A 22,222-nucleotide genomic window follows, 5' to 3' on the forward strand; every position below is an offset into this window, starting at 1 on the left:
TTTTAAATTTATAGAAAGATAAAAGCCCTTAATTTTAAGGGCTTTTTTTAATTTTCAATCAACTACATTTTAAATGAATATTTACTTACTCAATACGTCATTCCCGCGAAAGCGGGAATCTATTGCAATGCTTGTATGATAGTTTAAGGTGGATTCCCGCTTTCGCGGGAATGACAGAAAGGTCCAGTTTGGGTTAGTGTCTTGTGCAAATGTAGGCTTTTTTATTGTTTGACGGATAGTTAATTAAAGTGATTGCACTTTAATACTGCGCACTGCTTGAATCAACTCTTTGGCGTGCGGTCCTAGTAAATCATCCACACCAGCGGTGATATTGTATTTCATATCGTTAACGTGCAACTCGGTGGCGACCACTGATTGCCAGTGCGATAACGGGAACACTTGGTAGCATTTAGAGCGACTTTTACAGCTATATTCCACATATTCACCAGACTTATGCTCATCATCCAATGCTTTGTAGTTTTTTTGCCGATCGGTTGAGCCTGACCAATAGAGTAGGGTTTTGGAGTCTAGTTCTTTACGATTTTTAGTTTTACTAAAAGCGTGCTTGGGCGATTTAAAACCGGTTAATACAAAGTGGAAGTGTGGATTTTGAATGCTGTAGCGCACAAAACCTTTAGGCATTAGCCCTTTTTTGAGCTGCCAATGACTTGGGATCATCATGTAGTTTTTTGAGCCAATATTAACCGTCTTGTAGGTTTTTGCTGGCTTCGGCGGCGGTGCTACCACGACCGGTTTTTCTTCAACTACTGGCGCAGATTTACAAGAAATTAACAAAATTAAAGAGGATGTTACTAGCCCCAGAGCTTTTAGTAGCCCCTTAATGTTTAAACGGTTACTCATAGTTTTCTCACTTAAAAAAGTTTAACGGTTATATTTGTTGGATTATCTTTTATAACATTAGGTGTTACGCCCAATGTTCATCATAGGCCTTTTGTTCACAAGTAAAGCGCGCTCCTTGGGCTAGAATGTGCATTTGTAGGCCAAATAATGATATGGGATCACCGCTTCCAGCGGAGCCCATCGAGGAGTATTGTAAATTACTTGGGTCGATCAATGTTGCGGCACCTGTCCCAAAAACCTCTAATTCTTCGCGTGGACTGATAAAAAGTGCCGTTCCATCGTCAATTCCAATGCCTAAGGTAAAAGGGTTGTAGGACAGGGCGGTTAATAACCGCCCTAAACGGCCTTGCTGTTCAAAATGATAATCCACCATAAAGCGGTTGGTTAAACCTAACCCCGGAGCCATAGTGACGCCGTTTTGAGTAGGGGTAGTGCCTTCTTGGCCACCAGCGATCATATGCTCGCTAAGCAGCGCCGCGGCGCCATAGGTACCGACAATATGAACACCATCAGCGTTAAGTTTTCTGAGTTGTTTGGCTATGGGGGTGCCGCCGATGAGGGTAGAGATCTGTAAGGGGCGTTCACCTGCTATCACCAGTAAATCAATATTCATCATTTGCGCTAGCAGCTGCGGATTTTGTGCATCTTGACGGCTTTTAATTTCAATGGTTGAGCATTCAACAAAACCGTTATCGCTTAATACGGTTGCAATATGATGCTCTATTTGTTGTTCAGAAATGTTTAATATCAATGCTTTAGATTCAGAACTTAAACAAATGCTTCGTAATTTCTCGCAAACATCGGGGCTGACCCAGTTTTCACACCCGCCGATGGCAATGATATAGCCACGCTCAAAATCCCCACTTCCTTTAGATGGCATCTTCTACCTCTGTTTATTTGATTTATTCAATTTTTGTAATGCTTGCTTACTTGTGTAAGCTCAAAGTTATAGCGACAGTGCCGTAAATGGCATCACTGACAGCACTATAAAAGTTAGGCAACAAAATTGCCAGTAATAAGCCACAAGTGCCAGCGATACTCTTAACCAACCACCTGGGCTTATAGAGCTGAGTTTAGAGCTGATCCTAGTGATTTAAACCCATGAGGAGAAGTCTTAATAAAAGCTTAGATGCAAAACAATAAAAACACCTATTTTGAATAGGAATAAGAAAACCATCTTGAGCTTGAAATGAAATTAATTTTTGTTTTTAAATGCATGATTTTATTGGTTAATCTTTGTGGTCGTAGTAATGTTTTTCGGAATCTTAGCCAAGCAAGCTGCAACCAAGAATCGCGACTTTTGTCAAAGTCAAAAATATGCTCTAATGTGCGCTTTCAACGCTATTAATGATTAAATTAATACTTATCAATTAGGCAAGATATGAATTACTCCATGTTAAAAACTCTTATTCCTATAATCGTAGTTGGAAGCCTAGTGGCTTGCCAAGATGGTGAATCTGAACAATCGCCAACAGCCGAGTCGCAAACTTCCGTTAGCTCTGCAGCCGAAGTTAAGGCTGAGGCTATGCCTATAGAAAAGCCTGTAGCTGAAAATACAAGCGCAAAAGCTGATCTGTCATACCTTAATGACGAACATTCTTATGCCAATAAAGATGAAGTACTACTCAAACACCTAGATTTAAATCTTGAGGTTTTATTCGATAAAAAGCAGCTTAAAGGTTACGTGGACTTGAAGTTCGAGCGCTTACAAGCCGATGCTAAAAAGCTAGTGCTGGACACGCGTGATTTAACTATCGAAAAAGTGAGTTCGATTGATGGACAAGCTAATGAATCTGCGGCTGAATTCGAGCTGGCGGAGAAAGATCCAGTGTTAGGCTCGAAGCTGACCATTAAATTAAAAGATGGCGAAGATACGGTTCGCGTTTATTACCATTCGAACCCAGAAGCCTCAGGTTTGCAATGGTTAACTCCTGAACAAACCGCCGGCAAAAAAGAACCTTTTATGTTTAGCCAAGCCCAAGCCATTCACGCCCGCAGCTTTATACCGGTTCAAGATTCGCCGGATGTTAGGGTGACTTATAAAGCTAATATTCGCACGCCTAAGCAATTGCTGGCCGTGATGAGTGCTTTTAATGAACCGGACACCGAACTTGATGGCGATTACCATTTCGATATGCCGCAAGCCATCCCGCCTTACTTAATTGCCATTGGCGTTGGTGATTTGCGCTTTAAAGCAATGGGCGAGCGAACCGGTGTTTATTCCGAAGTGGCTTATTTAGACGCTGCGGTTAAGGAATTTGAAGATACCGAGCAGATGATCGACATTACGGAAAAAATGTATGGTCCTTACCTTTGGGGGCGCTATGACTTACTGATTTTGCCGCCGAGTTTCCCATTCGGTGGTATGGAGAATCCGCGTTTATCTTTTATTACGCCTACCGTGATTGCGGGCGACAAAAGCTTGGTCAATTTGATTGCGCATGAGTTAGCCCACTCTTGGTCTGGCAATTTAGTAACCAACGCCACTTGGCGTGACTTATGGTTAAACGAAGGTTTCACTTCCTATGTCGAAAACCGCATTATGGAAGAGTTGTTCGGAGTTGAGCGCGCCAATATGGAGAATGCCTTATCGGTTCAAGGTCTGCGTGAGCAGGTTAAAACTCTGCCAGTAGGAGATACTATTTTACATATCACTCTCGATGGGCGCGATCCCGATGATACGTTTTCAGGAGTGCCATACACAAAAGGGCAAATGTTCTTAGTCTTTTTAGAGCAGCGTTTTGGGCGTGAAGTGTTTGATCAATTCTTAAACCAATATTTTGGTGACCATGCGTTTAAAAGTTTGACCACGCCAGAATTTGAAGTCTATCTACAAAAACATCTAATCGATAAATACCCCGGTAAAGTTACTCAAGCAGAACTGAACGAATGGCTGCATGCTCCTATGTTGCCTGAATTTATGCCAAACCCACAATCTGATGCTTTTGCCAATGTAGACAAGGCTCGTCAAAATTGGCTTGATAAAAATGTTGAACTGGCAGATTTACCAACGGATAAATGGTCAATTCATGAGTGGCTACATTTCATTAATAATTTGCCAAAAGACATTAGCCTTGAACAAATGGCGCAACTAGACAAAGCCTACAACCTCACCGCTTCGAGCAATAATGAAGTCGCTCATGCTTGGCTAAAATTGGCTATTCAGCGCGACTACCAAGTGGTCAACCAGCGTTTGGAAGATTACCTTATTTCAATTGGTCGTCGTAAACTGATCGTGCCGCTGTATAAAGAGTTGATGACCTCGGATAAGGGTGAAAGCTTTGCTAAGCGTGTTTATCAAATCGCGCGTCCAGGCTACCATCCTTTAGCGCAAGGTACGGTTGATGCGATAGTTAATGCAGAAAATACAGAGTAGCTTTTTAGTGAAGCAAGACTTTGAGCAAAGGCTTTCTACGGAAGGCCTTTTTTATATTATGGTAACTTTGAAAAGAGGAGTGGTAGATGGCATTTTTAGAACCATTAGATAAAAATTTACACCCTGACTTAGCCGATGATTTTCAGATTTTTGAAGAAATTCTAGGGTTTGTGCCGAACAGTTTACTGACCATGCAGCGTAGACCCGACATTGTTAAAGGTTTTGGTGAGCTAACAAAAGCTGTGATGCCAAAAGATGGTGAGGTACATTTAGGTTTCAAACGGCTTATTGCCCATTTTGCCAGTCGCGCCGTGGGTTGTCAGTATTGCGAAGCTCATTCTTTAGTGGCTGCAAAAATTCACGGTATTAGCCAAGAAAAACTCGATCAGATTTGGGAGTATCAAACCTCAGAGGTGTATACCGATGCAGAAAGAGTTGCCCTGGATTATGCGCTAGCGGCGGGCTCAGTTCCAAATGCCGTGGATCAAGAGTTGGTTGATCGGATGAAACAACATTGGACCGAGAATCAGATAGTAGAAATTCTAGGTGTGGTTTGCTTGTATGGTTTCTTAAATCGCTGGAATGACTCGATGGCTACAGATTTGGAAGAGTCGCCGAAGGCGATGGGGGAGCGGGTGCTTTCTAGTGGCGGTTGGACCGGCGGCAAACATCTTTAAAATTATCTTTTTTGCGTAATACTAGGTTATAAATGCGTTTTTTGTTTGTCATTTACGGATTGTAAAATCCGGCGCAAAAAACGTTTTACGTCTTGTCTTACGCAAAAAATCTTAATTTTAAGCTAATCGTTTTAGATTAATATTTTATTGGAGAAAAATTTAAAAGTTGCTCATTTACTTTGTATAAAATCCCAATTTAAAATTGTTCTTCGCCGCGTCTTTAGCTAAAAATCCTGTGCTTAAATTAGATTGTTAACAAATTGTTTTTTATGCTTTCGGTATTTTCTAAATAATTGATTCCAGTTCAGTATGCCGAAAAGAAATCCAAAAATTGGCCAAATAAAGGCTCCAATCATAACCGCAGTCCAAATAGGTGCTTTACTGCCAAGAAGATAACTGACAATGGGGTTTATCGCTATTAACGGCAAGGATTTCAAGACGCTTTTGATGATAAACCTGTCTTTTCCTGCATCGACAACTTTTTCCAGTTTCTCAAACTGTTTCTTATTCATATTTTTTCCCATTATGGATAATCCAACCGCCTTGGCGTCGGCCTTTGGGATCATGGTGAGTCCAGTGGAGTAGGCCGCCTTGGTGATTCCATTCGTATTGCCCATAAATCTCGATCAGATCACCTTCGCTTAGGCTATTAATTCTTGGCGCTAAGTCGATATTATGAGTCACCAAAACCGTCATGTCTTCGATTTGTAGAATGAATTTTTGATGTCGTGGTTCGATTAGGTCGTCGGCTAGTAATTTTTTGGTTACGCCAGAGAGTTTGATCATCTTTTTTGATATTTGTTGCTGGTAATAGCTTTTTAGGAGTTCAACCTGATTAGCTGGATTATTTGATGATAGTCCATTTTGTGCTTGATTAAAATACCAATAAAGCCCCGCTAGGACTACTAATATTAGTGCTTGAAATAGTTTGCTTTTGACGGATTTCATAGCGAAATTATATTTGCGATAGTTTTTTTAGATAAAAAAAGAAGCCCCGAAGGGCTTCTTTTCTAGCTTAAGAAAGTATTAAAGCGATACGCCTAATTTTTCTAAAGTCGCAATGGTTAATTGACCTGATGCCAAGCCATTATCCAATTGATACTTGTTAACCGCACGCATAGTCGCTGAACCTAAAACGCCATCGACTGAACCTGCGTCATAACCCGCTTCGTTCAAAGCACGTTGTAAGCGAGACACTAAACCAGGTGTGGTGTTAGTTTCACACAAGATTGGTCTCCACTCTAAGTAAGAGTCAGTAACTAACTGGCGCTTAGAAACCGTAGTGTACTCTTCAGGAATTGGGATACGGTTTTCAGATGCTGGGTTAACTAGCTTACGAACTTTAACTGTGTCGTATTTCGCAGGAATTACCACTTCGCGAGTGCTTGCCGGTTGGTCAATCACGGTGCGAGTAACGGTTTGGTATTTTGCTGGAATTACATCAGAAACCGTAGACGCAGGTTTTACTACCACGCGCTTAGTCACTGTGCGATATTCCGCTGGAACTTCAACCAAACACATGATTTCGCCAGTCGAAGAATCGACTTTTTCAATCGGCCCACGACCTTTTTTCCAAGTAGTGTAAGCTGGTTTTATCAAAATTTGCTCAGTTTCAGTGCCATACTCGGCTGGAACTTCGCGTAAAATGGTTTTTTCTGGCTCTACCATGATTTCTTCAGTAACCGTTTTGTAGGTGGCTGGAATCACTTCTAACTTAGTAGATTCTTCACGAACAAGAACCGTTTCTTCGACCATCTCGTAGCTTGCTGGAATCACTTCAACGCGCTCAGAAGCAGCTTTTGCTAATACTTGCTCAGAGGTGGTTTCATACACCGCAGGTACTAACACACGCGAGTAACACTCACCTGGCTTAGCGTTAGGTGGTAACAAGTCGCCAGAAGCTGTGTAGGCTGTTTGAACACTAGAGCCGCTTTGTGCTGCTGCCAGTTCTTGGCGTAAGCGCTCGGCTTCAGCCGCTTGACGAGCTTTTTCAGCGTTAGCGCGATCGAGCTCTGCTTGCAATTGAGCTGAGTTATCAGACGTTGCAGGAGCAGATTGTTGGGACGCACAGCCGCCTAATAGTGCTAATGTACTGGCTACAGCTAATGCTAAGGGAAGTTTTTTCATGGTTGTCCTCCTTCAGGTTTCCATGCAGATTAATAAAGCTGATTAATAGTAGCACTTCCATCATAGATCCAAACGTCTCAATTGTAAAAGATCGGTAAAATGTGAAGTAAATTCATGGGCTTATGCTAAATGTAAAAAAGTGAATAATGAGTGAAATTTGCCCATTCTGACTTGAATTTTAGGGCGAAATGAGTGAGTATTTCTGATGAATGGGCGGACATAGCCTTACAATTAACTAACGAGGTATAAAATAATGGCGGGTAAATTCGTAGTATCCAAAGGAAAAGATGGCAAAGACTATTTTGTGTTAAAGGCTGGTAATGGCGAAGTCATTATGCAATCACAAGGCTATTCATCGCGTTCTGGCTGTGAAAATGGCATCGAATCAGTTCGTAAAAACTCTCAAGATGAAACTAACTTCGAAAAGAAAACGGCTAAAGATGGCCGCTTCTATTGGGGTTTAAACGCATCCAACGGTCAGCAAATTGGCAAGAGTCAAATGTATAAGTCAGAAAGTGGCCGCAATAACGGTATCAAGTCAGTGATGAAAAATGCTGCTGATGCTCCAGTTGTGGAAGAGTAATCAACACCTAATTCTTAGGGATAAAAAAACCGCCAATTGGCGGTTTTTTTATATCTGCGCTAGTGAACCCAAGCTTCTAGTGGCTATGGTTACTTTTGCTGGTGAGGTAGTCCATAATCGCAAAAAGCAATCCTGAAATCACAAACACGGAATGAATCGAGAGTTTTGCCCAAACAATGCTTAAGTCATCACCGCCTGCCAATTGCATATAAGTTCTGAGTAAATCGATCGCGGAAATAGCCACGATAGAGCTAATCAGTTTTACTTTTAGGGTAGAAAAGCCTACTTTTCCCATCCAGCCTGGGCGGTCTTCGTGCTCAGCAACATCTATTTTCGAGACAAAACTTTCATAGCCACTAAAAATAATGATGATCAGCAAGTTCGCTAGTAGCGTGATATCCACCAAGGCCAAAATGCCTAAAATGGTACTCATTTCATCAAGCTCGGAGAAATGGCTAACCAGATGCCAAAGCTCTTTGCCAAAGGTGGTTAACAGGATGATAATCCCAAAAATCAGGCCTACAAAAAATGGTGCTAAAAGCCAGCGACTAACAAAAATACCTTTTTCAAAGGTGTGTTCGAGTTTTTTCATGGGCATGTTTTTACCCCAAATGGAGTGAGTTAGCTAATATTAACTGAATAAGTGATGTTGTAAATGGCGCACCCGACAGGAGTCGAACCTGTGACCTTCGCCTCCGGAGGGCGACGCTCTATCCAGCTGAGCTACGGGTGCGTAAAACCTAAAGCGCGCGTATTGTGGCAATTCTTATGGCGCTTATCAAGAGTAAAATCTAAAAAGGGCAAGCCGCTGTGGCGGTTATTGCTTTGGTGCTTTTAGGATCCTGGATGGTTAACTGTTCGGCGTGCAGTAATAGTCTTGCAGATTTTTTTTGCGAGTCATTGCCGTGATAAAGCTGGCAGCCAAGGATTGGGTGACCAAGCTCTAGACAGTGTAGCCGCAATTGGTGACTACGACCGGTGATTGGCTTGAGTTTTAGACGAGTTTGATTTTTGCGTTCATCGCGCTGCATAACTTGCCATTCGGTCACGGCTTTTTTGCCTAGCTCAAAGTCGATTTTCTGCTTGGGGCGATTTGGCCAATCGGCGATCATGGGCTTGTCTATAACTCCTGAATCTTCTTTAACTAGGCCATCGACTATGGCGATATAGTGCTTTTCAGTGTGTCGAAGTTCAAATTGTTTGCTGATCTCGCGATGGGCGAATTTGCTTAAAGCGACCACCATGATTCCCGAAGTCGCCATATCCAATCGATGAACCACGCTGGCAGTTTTCGATTTTGGATGGCTCTGCAAACGGCTGATCATGCAGTCTTTGTTTTCTTCGTGGCGGCCTGGAATGGTCAGCAATCCAGCGGGTTTATTGACCATTAAAAAGTGCTTGTTCGGTTTGATGATCTGCACCGGCTGTGGGCAAAAGGGCACTATGTGATAATCTTTATCGGACATAAATTTGGCTACTTTCTTTTGGCGATCATAATCGCTCGTTTGGGCGCGGGATAGCCTTCGATGGTTTTGTTGCGATCATCAGGATCGAGATAATCGGTTAGCGATTGAAAATTCATCCAATCAGTTGCTCTTTGCTCGTCTAGCGAGGTTTGATTGATATCGGCAACTCGAATATCGGTTAGGTTACAACGCTGCATCCACTTAGTTAGCATTTGTGTTGTCGGGATAAACCAGACATTATTCATCTGCGCATAACGTTCCGATGGAATAAGCACCTGATCAGGATGTTCTACATCGTCACCATCGATCACCAAGGTTTCTAAAATCAACTCACCGCCATGTTTAAGTAGCTTTTTCAGATGCATTATATGGTCAATCGGCGAGCGTCGATGATATAAAACGCCCATCGAGAATATGCTGTCGAAGCCTTGCTGAGGGATTTCTGGTGGCAAATATTCGATACCAATAGGCAAAAAATGTACTGGTGTTTGCGGTAAGTATTTTTTTATTACCGCAAATTGCATTAAAAATAATTGAGAGGGATCGATGCCTAATACTAGCTTTGGATTCTGAGCCGCCATTCGCCAGCAATGATAACCATTGCCGCAGCCGACATCCAATACGATTTTATTCTCCAAGCTCGATATTTGATCTTTTAAACGATCCCATTTCCAATCGGAGCGCCATTCGGTGTCAATGTGTGTACCAAATAATTCAAAAGGCCCTTTACGCCAAGGGTGAAACTGTTTCAGGGTATTTTCCAGTTCAAGCGATTGCTCAGAATTTAATTGGCCTTTATCGCCAATAGCGACTTTGCTCAGTAAATCGATTGGTGCAGCTTCTAGCTCTGGAAGCTTGTTAAGTTGCAGCGCCCAGTCGTTGATTTTGCCGTGGGTATAGTCGCTCATGCGCGCATCAATACCTTGTTTAAAGCCTGCTAACCAAGGTTTTAGTCGAGTGTCGGCAATGGCCTCGTAACTGGGGGCTAAAAATTGATGAATATCAAACATGGGATTGAATACTGATGATTTTAAGCTCTTTAAGAATTATTTTACCGCTAAGAAGGATACGAAATTATAGTGTTGAAACCAAGTATCATACTGGCTAAAGCCAGTAGCTTTAAAGCGTGCCATGTGTTGTTCACAACTTTCAGGGATCAAAACGTTTTCCAAAGCAGCGCGTTTTTGCGCTATTTCCATATCGCTATAGCCATTGTGTTTTTTAAAGCGATGATGCAGTTCGATAATTTTATTGTTCAGTGCAGGTTGCGCCATTTGGATTTTTTCTGACAGGATCAAAGCGCCGCCAGGTTCCAGTCCTTGATAAATGGTATCCAATAAAGTTTGGCGCTGCGCAATGGGTAGAAACTGCAAGGTAAAGTTTAAAACCACCAGACTGGCCTTGCGGATCGGAATTTGCGTGATATCGGCTTCCATAACCTCGATGGGCAGTGAAAATTTATAGCCGTCTTGAATTAAACGGCAGCGTTCCACCATAGCCTTGGAATTATCAACGGCGATAATTTTGCTATTTTCTACCGAAACGCCTTGTCGAATGCTAAAGGATGCGGCGCCAAGCGAACAGCCTAAATCGTAAATTTGGCTGTTTTCTTGAACATACTGTTTGGCGATCTGCCCAATCCCTTCAATGATGCTTTTGTAACCAGGCACAGAGCGTTCGATCATATCCGGAAACACTTCCACTACCTGCTGATTAAACTCAAAGGCTTTTAGGTTTTCCTGCGGTTTTAGAAAAATATCGTCTTTAGCGCTCATGGTCGTTTTTGCAGCTTGCTCATTGTTACCGCATGCGGTTCATGGTTAACAGGACTTGGTTTGCGTCTTATCTAAGTCCCACAAAAGGTGGGGCAATTTTACACTAGATAGCGGAAGTTACCAAAGAAGCTTGGCAATTAAAAAGGCTTCCAGCTAAGTAACTGGAAGCCTTGCACTCTCAAAATTGAGAAGGAGGTATTTTGAGAATAGGATCCAAACTCATACAAGTCACACTAGGAAGATTTTGAATCCATCCTTACTGTAGCAAAACTCTTGTTGCAGGCTATTGGCTAAATGTAACAAAGCGTTACACTTTTAACGCTTAATCTTTGACGGATTATGTGGACTGACACTAGAAGTCAGTAACTAATTTTATTATCCTTGTTAGCCTTAAATTCTAAAAAGAGATACTAAATGAATAAGTTATTGATATTTTTGGTTTTTATCACTATGCCGCTGGCATCGATAAGCGCCAAAGAGGGTATGACGCTTGAAGATATCGCCAAAATTAGCTCAGTTAACCAGGTTGAAGTTTCGCCAAATGGTGATTGGATCGCCTTTACAAAAAGTAAAGCTCGCATGCCTTACAAAGACGATGACGGTGGCGCTTGGATTGAGCTTTATTTAATGGCAACTGCCGATAGGGATACGGTAAGACCATTTATCACTGGCAAGGTTAATATTGGCAATATTAGCTGGTCTAAAGACAGTAAAAAAATCTATTACACCGCTAAGCGCCACGATGATAAAAAAACATCGCTTTACGCCATTCCTGTTGATGGCGGTGAATCGCAAAAAGTAGCTAGTCATAAATCAGGGGTTGGCGCCTACAGCATCAACCACGATGGCTCCAAAGCGGTCTTTATTGCCAAACCGGAAAAGCCCAAACATTTAGAAAAGCTAAAGAAAAAGGGTTTTAAAGCCAAAGTTTACGAAGAAGATATCCAGCAAAATCATTTGTGGTCATTGGATCTAACTAAAGAAGATGCCAAACCGAAAAAAGTGAACTTTAAACAACACCTGATCAGCGCTCGATTTAATCCTGTTAATGATCAGTTGTTAGTGCAATCTGCGCCGACATCCTTGATCGATGACGTTATTATGAAAACGACGCTGCAAGTGATTGACTTAAAAGGTAAAGTTAAAACTACTTTCAAGACGCAAGGCAAGCAGGGTAAAGCCATTTGGTCAAGCGATGGTAAGTTGGTTGCATTTTTAGGCGCCAATGACTTTAACGATCCTACCGCTGGTGCTTTGTATGTGGCGAATGCGCGAACCGGAAAAATGGCTAAGCGCAAAAATAATTTCGATAGCCACATTATGGATTTAGCGTGGCATGCTAATGACGTTTACTATATCGAGCACAAAGACGCCGAGTCACGAGTAGTGAAATCTGATGGTAATAGCGTATCGCCGATTGTTCGTTACGGTAATGGAATTCAAGTTGCGATCTCGATCGCCGATAATGGTCAAGTAGCCCTAAAAACCAATAGTGCGACGCACCCTAATGAAGTCTATCTGGCTAATCAGCGCATGACCGACTCCAATCCTTGGTTGAAAGAAATCGAGTTGGGTAAGCAGGAAGTTTTCAACTACAAAGCACAAGATGGCTTGGATATACAGGGCATTGTGGTGTATCCGGTTAACTACAAAAAAGGCAAAGCCTATCCGATGATTGCTTTTGTTCACGGCGGCCCAGAAGCACACCGCTCGAACGGCTGGAACACGCGTTATGCGGATCCCTTGCAAGTAGCAGCGGCGCAAGGCTACGTGTCTTTCGTGCCGAATTACCGTGGTTCTACAGGGCGTGGTGATGAATTTGCTCGCGCTGATCAACATGCTTACGCCGATCCAGAATTTACTGATATTGTTGATGGTAAAAATGCGCTGGTTGAAAAGGGTATTGTAAACAAAGATAAGGTAGGTATTACTGGCGGTTCTTACGGCGGTTTTGCCACAGCTTGGTCAGCTACGGCACTTTCTGAACATTATGCCGCTGGCGTGATGTTTGTGGGAATATCGAATCAATTGTCTAAATTTGGTACTACCGATATACCTAATGAGATGCACGCAGTACACGCACGTGCTTGGCCGTGGGACGATTTTCAGTGGATGCTGGAGCGAAGTCCGATTTATCACGTTAAAAAGGCAAAAACGCCACTGTTGATCATGCACGGTGAAAATGACACCCGCGTTCATCCCTCACAGTCGATGGAAATGTACCGTTATCTAAAGACTTTAGGGCAGGCGCCAGTACGTTTAGTGCTTTATCCTGGCGAAGGCCATGGCAATCGCAAAGCTGCCGCTCAACTGGACTATTCAATGCGCTTAATGCGTTGGATGGATCATTACTTAAAAGGCAAAGGCGGTAAGCCACCTAAATATGATCTTGAGCATGAGAAAAAGCTTGATGATGACAAGGATAAAAAGGATAAGTAAGACTAGACCGTTTATCGCTAAAAAGGCTTCTTCGGAAGCCTTTTTGGTTTTCTAGGAGCGCTATTGATAGTCTTGAGGAAAAGCAATGCCAGTAAGTAATTTCTGACTAAAAACATCCTTGCTGTAAAAAACTAATAATAGCGTTCATAACGTCTTTATTTTCCATCAACAGGGTGTGACCACAATTGACCACCTTAAGTTGATGCTCTTCTTCGAGTTTTGCGCTTTTTACCGAAACTTTGCCATCATGCTGTCCTTCGAATAAGTGGTTAAACCAAGGATCAGAAGAGCGTTTGCCGATAATGATCCCAACATCGGTTTGTAGCGGCTTTAGTTGTTGGTAGAGCGGGCTGGATTCGGTAAGCTGCTGGCCGGTTGGGCCGGTAGCGAGCTTGAACCACCACTTGTCTTTGAAATTATCCGCGATTTCGCTGCCATGATTGGGCGGTGCCAGCATAATGATTTTGCCTAAATTGGTGATTGAATGATTGGAAAGGTAGTAACGCACTAAAATCCCGCCCAAAGAGTGGGTGACAAAATGAATTTTATCGAATTTTTTAGCGCTTAAGCTTTCTAGCGCCTTGCCAATATAGGATTCTGCCGATTGGTCAATTGTCTGTTTAGTCGAGGGATAGGACTGGTTATAGGTGGTAAAGCCTTGTTTTTGAATGTTTTTTTCCAAACGCTTGAGTGACCATTGGGTGCGCCCCAAGCCGTGGATCATAATTACTGCTTCAGCCATTGAATTAAATACTAAGTCGCTTGGTTGCTTTAATGGCACTAGTGTAACTAAATTTTGGTCAGACCAGAAACCTTATGCTTAAGATCCTTCAAAAAAGTTAGTGAATTAACCAAGTTAAAATAATTTATGATAGTATATGGTTGTCTTTATGAGTAATTATTTTGAATTATTCCGTTTTGAATTAATTATATTCTGATTCTAAGGTGTTAAATGCTAAAATCTTCTAGAGAAAATGATTTGGATGCGATGGATCGTAAGATTTTATATATCTTGCAACAAGAAGGGCGCATCAGTAACGCGGATTTGGCTAAAAAAATCCACTTGTCAGCACCGGCCACTCATGGCCGGGTTAAGCGACTTGAACAAGAGGGTTTTATCAAAGGTTATGTGGCGTTACTTGATCGACATCAGGTAGGTTACGACAACTTATGCTTTATTGAGCTAAGTTTGCAGCTCCATCGCCATCACCAGATCCAGTCTATCCTCGAAACGATTATGTCATGGCCTGAGGTATTAGAGTGCCATAACGTAACCGGAGAGTATGATTATTTGCTCAAAGTGGCGGTTAAAAATACCCGCGCATTAGAACAATTTAATTCAAAAAAACTGATCCCCCTGGAAGGGGTTGCCAAAATTCACACCAGTTTAGTGTTGAAGGAGGTAAAAGCCACGACGGCTATCGACGTTAATTAAATGCATTGATACAGATAACCGAGAAGCCGCATGTCTAATAGAAACCAAAAACATCAGTTCCAACATCTTGAAACCAAAGCGATTCATGCAGGCCGAGTCGGCGATCCTAGCTTTGGATCTTTAGCTACCCCAATTCACCAGACCTCTACTTTTGTGTTTGATAACGTGCAACAAGGCGCGAATCGATTTGCCGGCGAAGAGGGCGGTTTTATTTATTCCCGCTTAGGCAATCCGACTGTGATGGAGCTTGAGCAGCGCATGGCGGCGCTGGAAAATACTGAAGCGGCGGCAGCATTTGGCTCTGGTATGGGGGCAGTTTCAGCCACTTTATTGGCGAACCTTAAGAAAGGCGACCATCTTGTGGCTTCAGCAGCTTTGTATGGCTGCTCTTTTGCGCTTATTAATCATAAGTTTGCTGAACTTGGGATCGAAGCCTCTTTTGTCGATATTACCAATTCAGCCGAAATTGAAGCTGCCATTAACGAAAATACCAAGTTGATTTTCTTTGAAACACCAATTAACCCAAATTTAGTGTGCGCGGATCTAAACGAAATTAGTCGTATTGCCAAGCAGCATCAACTATTAACTGTGATCGACAATACTTTTATGTCGCCCGTGCTGCAACAGCCAAGTGACTATGGTATGGATCTGATTATTCACAGCGCCACCAAGTACCTTAATGGGCATGGCGATGTAGTTGCCGGTATCTGTTGTGGCAGTGCCGAGCAGATTGAACATATTAAAATGACCACATTAAAAGATATGGGCGCGGTCATGAGTCCTAACGATGCTTGGTTAATTTCACGCGGTTTAAAAACTTTATCGGTGCGGGTTGAGCGTCATTGCGATAACGCGGAAAAAGTTGCTGGCTATTTAGATCAGCATGCTAGCGTAAAAGCGGTTTACTATCCGGGCCTCAAGCATCATCCAGCAAATCACTTAGTTGGTAATCAAATGAAGCGCGCCGGCGGCGTTATCGCTTTTGAAGTGGATGGTGCTTTTGAAGATGCCGTACGTTTTATGAACCAGCTTAAAATGTGCCATATCGCAGTTAGCTTAGGCGATGCAGAAACCTTAATTCAACATCCTGCCTCGATGACCCATTCGCCTTATACGCCAGAAGAGCGCGCCGCAGCCGGCATTAGCGAAAGCCTGATTCGGATCTCCGTTGGCCTTGAGCATGTGGATGATATTATTGGCGACTTAGAGCAAGCCTTACAAGCGTTACGGATCAAAGCGGCTTAGTTTAGAGTGTTAAACCTTTTATATTGCGCTGATAAAAACGCATAAAAAAGCCCCGCATTTGCAGGGCTTTTTGTATCCAACGGTTGCGATTAGTCAACCATCATATCCACATCAATGGCTAAACCTTGATCGGTGAAGTTAATTTTTTCACTCACCTGACCTTTGATGTTTTTGAACATTTCAAGAGCTTTCTTATCGCCGCTTGATAAGCCGTCGATACCACCCTGTGGTTCGGCCATACCCATAGCTTGATCAATCATGCCGAAGTATTTGCCCATATCGATGCTGAAGCTCATTAACCCATTCATATCCAAAGACGAGTTAGATTTTAAGGCGCCAGCCATAGCATTGGCTTTTTCACCAAAAGAAAGCACTAGATCATGTCCGCGCAAGGTGCCTTTAACTTCAACTGGAAGGGGCAATGGTAAGTTTTGTGGTTCGCCACCATCTTCAAGTTTAATGTTAGCTAGCATTGGCTGGAATTGACCTACCATTTGTACTAACGACATAGGATCATCAGCACTCAAGGTTACGAACATACTCATGGAATCAGCAACCGCCATTGGGTTGTTTTGTGCTTGAGAAAGCCCATCAATATCCATATCTACTACCGCGAAGCCAAAGCCTTTAACGCCACCAAACATACCGGTCATCATGCCCAATTGCATAACAGGGTTGCTTCGTTTCATTTCAGCTTGCATTTGCGCTAAAGGTTCACAGTTAAACGGCTCCTTAGTCATGCGCTTCCATAGATCCGTGACTACTGGAGTAAGTTCAGCCATGTTAAGGCCCATGCCCATGCTAAATACAAAATCTTTATCGTCTAGCATTGGCGATAGGTGACCTTGAAGTTTTTGCAAGGTTTCTAAAAGCCCAGCGTTAGTGCCCTCAAGCATCATTTTATACTTAGCGGATTTGGCGTTGATTTCGGTATAACCCGCAGAAAGAGTTGGCCAGTTGCCAGCTAAAGCCGTGTATTCAGCTTTGCAAGCAGGTGTTTGTAGCTCAGATAAAGCATTGGCATCGCCATAAGCTGCTAGCAAGTCATTCAGCATGCTACCAAAGCTGTTAGCAGTAGGGTCAGTTACCCCTTTAACGGCGCCTAGGTTATCGACAAAGAAAATATTATGTCCTTCGTAGCCATACTTGCTCATTAAGCCAGAGAGTAACTTAGAGTCTTTGATCGATTGAGCAGGCTTTTCCAGACCTAATGCCAGTTTTAAATCTTTAGCATCTTCTAGCAAGGTATTAATGGTTACTACCGCTTGGTTATCTTGAGTAGCAATGATAAGGGTTACTGGAGCCTGGTCGCCCAACGAATATTCGCGATATTCTTGGCCGTCGATATTACCAACTTTGGCCGTGACGTTATTCTCTTTTTCAACTTTAGCAATTAAGTCAGAAAAGGTTGAACTGCCATCAAGCGCCATACGCATAACAGGCAAAGCACCAACGGTATAGATCGCTGCGTCCAAGTTTTTGTCAAAACCCATAGATTTAGGTAAATCGCTGGCTAATGCTTTGAGGTATTCACGATAGAAGCCTAAAGCAAATTTGGCAGCATCAGGAGCATCAGCGTCAGTTTGCAGATCTTGTTCATCGGCTAGAGCCATAAAAGCGTTGAAATCAAAACCCATATTACGAGTGAGTTCCATAGCTTTTTCGTAGTCCATTGGCTCTAGGTTACCGCCGAACAATACGGTATCCGCTGGCACATAGTCTAAAACGGCGCTGTTAGAGCTGCCGCCCAAAGCACTCGAAATGTTGGCCATAACGCCTGATTCGCCGTCAGCGGACTTGTTTTTATAGAAATAAACGCCAACTGCAACTGCAATCAAAGCTAGCGCTATGATGATAAATTTTTTCATAGTTTCCTTCTCTTAATTTTAAGATTCACGTGCAAGCGACAGACAAAGTCTGCCAACTTGCTGCAGATTATATGCAAAATAAGATGTCAGACCAATGAATTTGATGTTACTAAGTCCATAAAAGTGTGAATAAATGTTTCTTTTGTTGCCCTTTGCGTCATTGAACACCGTGCTAATCATGAGTCGAGTACACAGTTTGTTACTGTTAGCAGCCAATAATTACACATAAACACTAAACCTTTTGCTCGCTTTGTTACATCCTAAAAGTGCATTCTTAATGATGAAGGAGTTTACGATGAAATTGAAAGCTATGAATTTGCTATTGAGTACGGCGCTGATGCTGTCTATATCAGGCCCCGCAGCAGCTCATGAAGTTTCGTGTAGCGTTGATATGGACTACAACATTGATATTGATGAACAGACGATACGCCTGTCAGACGAAGAGCGTGAAATCGTGCTGATTGATGACGATGCGGATCTATTTATCAAAGGACAAAAACAATCGCTTAATGCCGAGCAGCGGCGTTTGTTGGATGACTATGCGGACGAGATACGCGAACTGCTACCAGCAATCGATGAACTGGCGATGGAAGCGACCCATCTGGCTTTGGATGCGGTAACTGATGTTTCTAAACTGCTATTAAACGAATCACCTGCTAAGGCGGAAAAGCTAAAAAGCCGAGTCGAAGTTATCACCTCTAAAGTGCGTGAAAACATCAGTAATCGCCATTTACACCCCAAAAATCTAGAAGCCTACTTAGAAGATCGTCAGTTTGAGAAAGAATTTGAAGCGATTGTCGAAGAAGTGGTGGCGGATGTGCTGCAAGCGAATATTGGTGACATAATTTCTGCGGCTATGCGTGGCGATGAAGAAACGGTTAAGGCCTTTGAGCAGCGGATGGAGAGCTTTGGCGAGCAAATGGAGCAAAAGTACGAGAAAAAAGCCGAAGTGCTAGGAGAAAGAGCCGAGGAGCTATGCCAACTGGTTGAAAAGATTGATGAAAAGGAAGAGTCTTTTATTCAATCATTCAATGATTACAAGTCGTATCAGCTGATTAAAGCGGGTTAATGTTAGCGGCTTGACTGCTAAGGGCTTTATTCCAATGAGTGGAGTAAGGCTCTTACTTTTTGTCGAGTGTTGCTAATCGCAAGGCTTATCTGAGTTTCGGCATTTTGTTGCTGACCCAGCTGCTGGTGATGAGTTTGCCATTGTGTTTTCAAGTCTAGGGCTTGGCTTTCAATATCTTGCGGTAACAGAGCAGATAAATCCTCAATCAAAGCCACATGCCCCCAGCCTTGAATAAATTGCTCTTGAGTGAGCGCTGCATTTTGGCTTTGTGCATAATGCAGTTGATTGGTGGTGTTCTGCAATTTACCAAGCTCTCGAATCAGCTCAAAACTGGCGGTGCGTAAGTTGCGGTTGGTTTCCGTGGTATCAGTGCGCCAGGTGTTGTAGGTGAGGGCGACAATAGCGACCAATAAACTAATAATCGACAAGCTGTGATGGCTTAATTGCTCTTTAAAACTGCTTTTATCGTTCATAAAATGCCCACCTCGGGTTTTAGTCTCTCACTAACACTCTAAAAAGCTAAAAATTTACTAAAAAGTGTAATATTCTTTTGACAAAGCCTCAATCTGCCATTAATATTGCGCCCGCGTTTGAGGGAAAGGCCTAATTCCCCAAACTTTACAGTGTCCCGTTCGTCTAGAGGCCTAGGACACCGCCCTTTCACGGCGGTAACAGGGGTTCGACTCCCCTACGGGATGCCATACATCTAAAAGCCCAGCCGCAAGGTTGGGCTTTTTTTATATTGGCGTTTTGTTCAGAGCAGGTGAGCAACTTTCGACTGCCTGCTTAGTGCTGTTTTCTGTCTCCACGAATGGCCTTAGATAATCGCAATTTTCCGCTTTCATCAATTAGTTGGCTCACAAGCCGAGCCAGCGCAAAACTTATTAGCAAAAACCACCGAAATCTCTACTTATCAGAGCGACCAGCTGATATTTTTGTTACACTGTGTTTAGACAACCAAAAACATATTTACATTGCTAGAACTTATTCAAACATATCCTTTTGAGGCGGTGCTGTTAGTGCTGTTGGGCGGGATTTTTATCCTGTTACTTTTGAACAGTTGGCGTAGTCGTCAAGGCTTTCGTGGCTATCAGCAGCACTTTTCGGACTCTAAGCAGCAGCTTGCGCAGCTTGACTCCAAGCAAGAAACCATTGCTCAGCAACAACAGGCTGAGTTTGTGCGTTTGGGTGAGCAACAACATAAAGTCTCGGAAAATTTGGTGGAAAAACTGGCGGGCAATCAGGCTAAATTGGCTGAGTCTTTCGGTCAGTTTGAAAATAAGGTTCAGTCGGGTTTTAACCTCTTTAGTGAGCAGCTCGGCGGTAAAGTTACCGATGGCACTCAACGCCAACAAAAAGAACTGTTTCAGTTTAAAGAACAACTGCAAAACACTATTGTGCAACTAAAAGAGCAAATTGCACATAATCAAAAAGAGTCGCAAGAGTTATTACACAGCCAATTTAGACGTGGTATTAAGGATGTTCGTGAAGAGCTGACGGTTTCTTTGAAAACCCAAGCGGAATCTTTTGATAAAAATATGTCCGGTTTAACCCAAGCTACTGACGAGCGACTCAAAGAAATCAGCGGTCAAGTCGAAAAGCGTTTAGCTGATGGCTTTGAGAAAACTACCCAGACTTTCCAAGATGTACTCAAACGCCTAGCCTTGATTGACGATGCGCAAAAGAAGATCACCGAGTTGTCGAGTAATGTGGTGAGTTTGCAGGAAATTCTAGCGGACAAACGCTCGCGGGGTGCTTTTGGCGAAGTTCAGTTGGAATCTTTGGTGTCGAATGTGATGCCCAGCAATAATTATAAATTCCAACATACATTTAGTAATAATAAAGTGGTGGATTGTGCTTTATTTTTGCCAGAGCCGACAGGCGTGATTGGCGTTGATTCTAAATTTCCTTTAGAAAATTTCCAAAAGATGATGGATCACGATTTATCCGAAATCGAGCGCCGCCAATCGCAGAATCAGTTTGTTAAGGATGTCAAAAAGCATATTAATGATATAGCGTCGAAATACATTATCGAGCGTGAAACTGCGCCGGGTGCGGTGATGTTTATTCCTGCAGAGGCAATTTTTGCGGAAATTCACGCCCATCATCCGGACATTGTTGAGTATGCCCAAAAATCTAAAGTGTGGATGGTTTCACCAACCACCATGATGGCGTTATTAACAACTGCCAGCGCGGTGCTCAAAGACGAAGCGACTCGCAAGCAGGTGCATATTATTCAAGAGCACTTGGCCATGTTATCAAAAGATTTTGGGCGTTTTAAAACGCGCATGACCAATCTTTCGCGACATATTGATAATGTGACTAAAGATGTTAAAGAAATCACAACTTCTGCCGACAAAATTAGTAGCCGCTTTGATAAAATCGAAAAGGTGCAGTTGCCAGAAGAAGAGTTAGAAGCACTTGAGCCAAAAAAAGTTAAAACCAAACAGTTAGAGTCTAAATCATGAAGAAGTTTGTGAATTATTTAATAAGCCTCATCGTTTTATTCAGCACGGCAGTTTATGGCAAGGAGCCTCTGTTAGAGTCGCTAAACGGCGATTTCGCCCAAGGTGGCTTAGTGATTGGTAAAACCCAGCCTGGAACGCAGGTTGAATTTGGCGGTAAAAAACTCAAGCTTACCGACGAAGGTTACTTTGTGTTTGGTTTTCATCGCGATCACGAAGCAAAAGCGACCTTAACATTAAGCAAAGGCAAACAAAAAGAAGTGCAACCGCTGGCCATTCGTAAGCGTGACTACAATATCGAGCGAGTCGATGGCCTGCCGCCAAATAAGGTCAATCCGATGAAACCGGAGGTATTGGCTCGGATCAAAAAAGAGGGTGCTATGGTGGGCTCGGCGAGAGCTAAAACCTCAGACATTAAAGCCTTCTTGCAAAGCTTTATTTGGCCAGCAAAAGGCCGTTTAAGTGGTTTTTATGGTAGTCAACGGGTGCTTAATGGGGTTCCTAAGCGACCGCACTACGGAGTCGATGTCGCAGCACCAACAGGAACCGAAGTGGTGGCGCCAGCCGACGGTATTGTGCGCTTGGTGCATAAGGATATGTTTTATTCTGGCGGAACTTTGATTGTCGATCATGGTTTTGGCGTTAGCTCGACTTTTATCCACCTAAACAGTATCGAAGTTGCAGATGGCCAAGAAGTAAAACAAGGCGATTTGATTGCTACCATTGGCGCTACTGGCAGAGCCACTGGCCCGCATTTGGACTGGCGTATTAACTGGTTTAAATCACGCCTAGATCCGCAATTATTGGTGCCGCCTTTTAAAGAAACTAAATTTTAA

General features: G+C 42.9%; 21 protein-coding genes and 2 tRNA genes. 10 read left to right on the forward strand and 13 right to left on the reverse strand.

The window, feature by feature from the left end; genetic code table 11:
• Positions 1–243: 243 nt before the first annotated feature.
• Both NFS34_RS09370 and NFS34_RS09375 read right to left on the reverse strand, forming a co-directional pair.
• A complete protein-coding gene (locus NFS34_RS09370) occupies positions 244–861 on the reverse strand; it encodes a hypothetical protein (RefSeq protein ID WP_251359779.1) in 618 nt (205 codons plus the stop codon).
• 64 nt (positions 862–925) lie between these two features.
• Positions 926–1,741, reverse strand: coding sequence for a cyanophycinase (locus NFS34_RS09375; protein WP_251359780.1), 816 nt, complete (start codon positions 1,739–1,741; stop codon positions 926–928).
• 501 nt (positions 1,742–2,242) lie between these two features.
• Between NFS34_RS09375 and NFS34_RS09380 the strand changes: the two genes are divergently transcribed.
• Entirely contained in the window at positions 2,243–4,237 is a 1,995-nt protein-coding gene (locus tag NFS34_RS09380) for a M1 family metallopeptidase (RefSeq protein WP_251359781.1), read from the forward strand.
• An 86-nt stretch (positions 4,238–4,323) separates the two neighbouring features.
• Positions 4,324–4,914: a carboxymuconolactone decarboxylase family protein gene (locus tag NFS34_RS09385; protein WP_251359782.1), complete on the forward strand. Its 591-nt coding sequence runs from the start codon at positions 4,324–4,326 to the stop codon at positions 4,912–4,914.
• A gap of 239 nt (positions 4,915–5,153) precedes the next feature.
• On the opposite strand, the gene NFS34_RS09390 is transcribed toward NFS34_RS09385, so the two are convergent.
• From NFS34_RS09390 to NFS34_RS09400, 3 genes are all read right to left on the reverse strand, one after another.
• Positions 5,154–5,426, reverse strand: a complete 273-nt coding sequence (locus tag NFS34_RS09390; protein ID WP_251359783.1) for a hypothetical protein — start codon at positions 5,424–5,426, stop codon at positions 5,154–5,156.
• A complete protein-coding gene (locus NFS34_RS09395) occupies positions 5,419–5,700 on the reverse strand; it encodes a DUF3465 domain-containing protein (RefSeq protein ID WP_251359784.1) in 282 nt (93 codons plus the stop codon). Before NFS34_RS09395 ends, NFS34_RS09390 begins: the two co-directional genes overlap by 8 nt.
• 240 nt (positions 5,701–5,940) lie before the next feature.
• Positions 5,941–7,041, reverse strand: coding sequence for a peptidoglycan-binding domain-containing protein (locus tag NFS34_RS09400; protein WP_251359785.1), 1,101 nt, complete (start codon positions 7,039–7,041; stop codon positions 5,941–5,943).
• 253 nt (positions 7,042–7,294) lie between these two features.
• Here NFS34_RS09400 and NFS34_RS09405 point away from each other — a divergent pair, with 253 nt between their 5' ends.
• Entirely contained in the window at positions 7,295–7,624 is a 330-nt protein-coding gene (locus NFS34_RS09405) for a YegP family protein (RefSeq protein ID WP_251359786.1), read from the forward strand.
• Between the two features lie 76 nt (positions 7,625–7,700).
• On the opposite strand, the gene NFS34_RS09410 is transcribed toward NFS34_RS09405, so the two are convergent.
• From NFS34_RS09410 to cmoA, 5 genes are all read right to left on the reverse strand, one after another.
• Positions 7,701–8,216, reverse strand: coding sequence for a TIGR00645 family protein (locus NFS34_RS09410; RefSeq protein WP_251359787.1), 516 nt, complete (start codon positions 8,214–8,216; stop codon positions 7,701–7,703).
• 64 nt (positions 8,217–8,280) lie between these two features.
• Positions 8,281–8,357 (reverse strand) — tRNA-Arg (locus NFS34_RS09415).
• Between the two features lie 58 nt (positions 8,358–8,415).
• Complete coding sequence (locus NFS34_RS09420; RefSeq protein WP_251359788.1) at positions 8,416–9,090, reverse strand: pseudouridine synthase; 675 nt, start codon at positions 9,088–9,090, stop codon at positions 8,416–8,418.
• An 8-nt stretch (positions 9,091–9,098) separates the two neighbouring features.
• Positions 9,099–10,100: a tRNA 5-methoxyuridine(34)/uridine 5-oxyacetic acid(34) synthase CmoB gene (cmoB, locus tag NFS34_RS09425; protein WP_251359789.1), complete on the reverse strand. Its 1,002-nt coding sequence runs from the start codon at positions 10,098–10,100 to the stop codon at positions 9,099–9,101.
• 36 nt (positions 10,101–10,136) lie between these two features.
• Complete coding sequence (cmoA, locus tag NFS34_RS09430) at positions 10,137–10,865, reverse strand: carboxy-S-adenosyl-L-methionine synthase CmoA (protein ID WP_251359790.1); 729 nt, start codon at positions 10,863–10,865, stop codon at positions 10,137–10,139.
• Positions 10,866–11,279: 414 nt separating this feature from the next.
• On the opposite strand from cmoA, the gene NFS34_RS09435 reads away from it, so the two are divergent.
• The gene (locus tag NFS34_RS09435; RefSeq protein ID WP_251359791.1) at positions 11,280–13,304 is read left to right on the forward strand and encodes a S9 family peptidase; all 2,025 of its coding nucleotides are present in this window, start codon (positions 11,280–11,282) and stop codon (positions 13,302–13,304) included.
• Between the two features lie 106 nt (positions 13,305–13,410).
• Here the strand turns inward: NFS34_RS09435 and NFS34_RS09440 are convergent, their stop codons facing one another.
• Positions 13,411–14,046: an alpha/beta hydrolase gene (locus NFS34_RS09440; protein ID WP_251359792.1), complete on the reverse strand. Its 636-nt coding sequence runs from the start codon at positions 14,044–14,046 to the stop codon at positions 13,411–13,413.
• 210 nt (positions 14,047–14,256) lie between these two features.
• On the opposite strand from NFS34_RS09440, the gene NFS34_RS09445 reads away from it, so the two are divergent.
• Both NFS34_RS09445 and megL read left to right on the forward strand, forming a co-directional pair.
• A complete protein-coding gene (locus tag NFS34_RS09445; RefSeq protein WP_251359793.1) occupies positions 14,257–14,739 on the forward strand; it encodes an Lrp/AsnC family transcriptional regulator in 483 nt (160 codons plus the stop codon).
• Positions 14,740–14,769: 30 nt separating this feature from the next.
• Positions 14,770–15,984: a methionine gamma-lyase gene (gene megL / locus NFS34_RS09450; RefSeq protein WP_251359794.1), complete on the forward strand. Its 1,215-nt coding sequence runs from the start codon at positions 14,770–14,772 to the stop codon at positions 15,982–15,984.
• An 89-nt stretch (positions 15,985–16,073) separates the two neighbouring features.
• Here megL and NFS34_RS09455 read toward each other — a convergent pair whose 3' ends face one another.
• Positions 16,074–17,852, reverse strand: coding sequence for a hypothetical protein (locus NFS34_RS09455; RefSeq protein ID WP_251359795.1), 1,779 nt, complete (start codon positions 17,850–17,852; stop codon positions 16,074–16,076).
• 295 nt (positions 17,853–18,147) lie between these two features.
• On the opposite strand from NFS34_RS09455, the gene NFS34_RS09460 reads away from it, so the two are divergent.
• Positions 18,148–18,921 (forward strand): DUF2884 family protein, encoded by a 774-nt coding sequence (locus tag NFS34_RS09460; RefSeq protein ID WP_251359796.1) that lies wholly within the window; start codon positions 18,148–18,150, stop codon positions 18,919–18,921.
• Between the two features lie 26 nt (positions 18,922–18,947).
• Here NFS34_RS09460 and NFS34_RS09465 read toward each other — a convergent pair whose 3' ends face one another.
• Positions 18,948–19,394 (reverse strand): hypothetical protein, encoded by a 447-nt coding sequence (locus tag NFS34_RS09465; protein WP_251359797.1) that lies wholly within the window; start codon positions 19,392–19,394, stop codon positions 18,948–18,950.
• 152 nt (positions 19,395–19,546) lie between these two features.
• Here NFS34_RS09465 and NFS34_RS09470 point away from each other — a divergent pair.
• From NFS34_RS09470 to NFS34_RS09480, 3 genes are all read left to right on the forward strand, one after another.
• Positions 19,547–19,622: transfer RNA gene (locus tag NFS34_RS09470), tRNA-Glu, on the forward strand.
• A gap of 273 nt (positions 19,623–19,895) precedes the next feature.
• Positions 19,896–21,389, forward strand: a complete 1,494-nt coding sequence (locus NFS34_RS09475) for a DNA recombination protein RmuC (RefSeq protein ID WP_251359798.1) — start codon at positions 19,896–19,898, stop codon at positions 21,387–21,389.
• Positions 21,386–22,222, forward strand: a complete 837-nt coding sequence (locus tag NFS34_RS09480) for a M23 family metallopeptidase (protein ID WP_251359799.1) — start codon at positions 21,386–21,388, stop codon at positions 22,220–22,222. The genes NFS34_RS09475 and NFS34_RS09480 overlap by 4 nt, the downstream gene beginning before the upstream one ends.

The organism is Kangiella sp. TOML190, from assembly GCF_023706045.1.
In the GTDB taxonomy this organism is placed as follows: Bacteria; Pseudomonadota; Gammaproteobacteria; order Enterobacterales; family Kangiellaceae; genus Kangiella.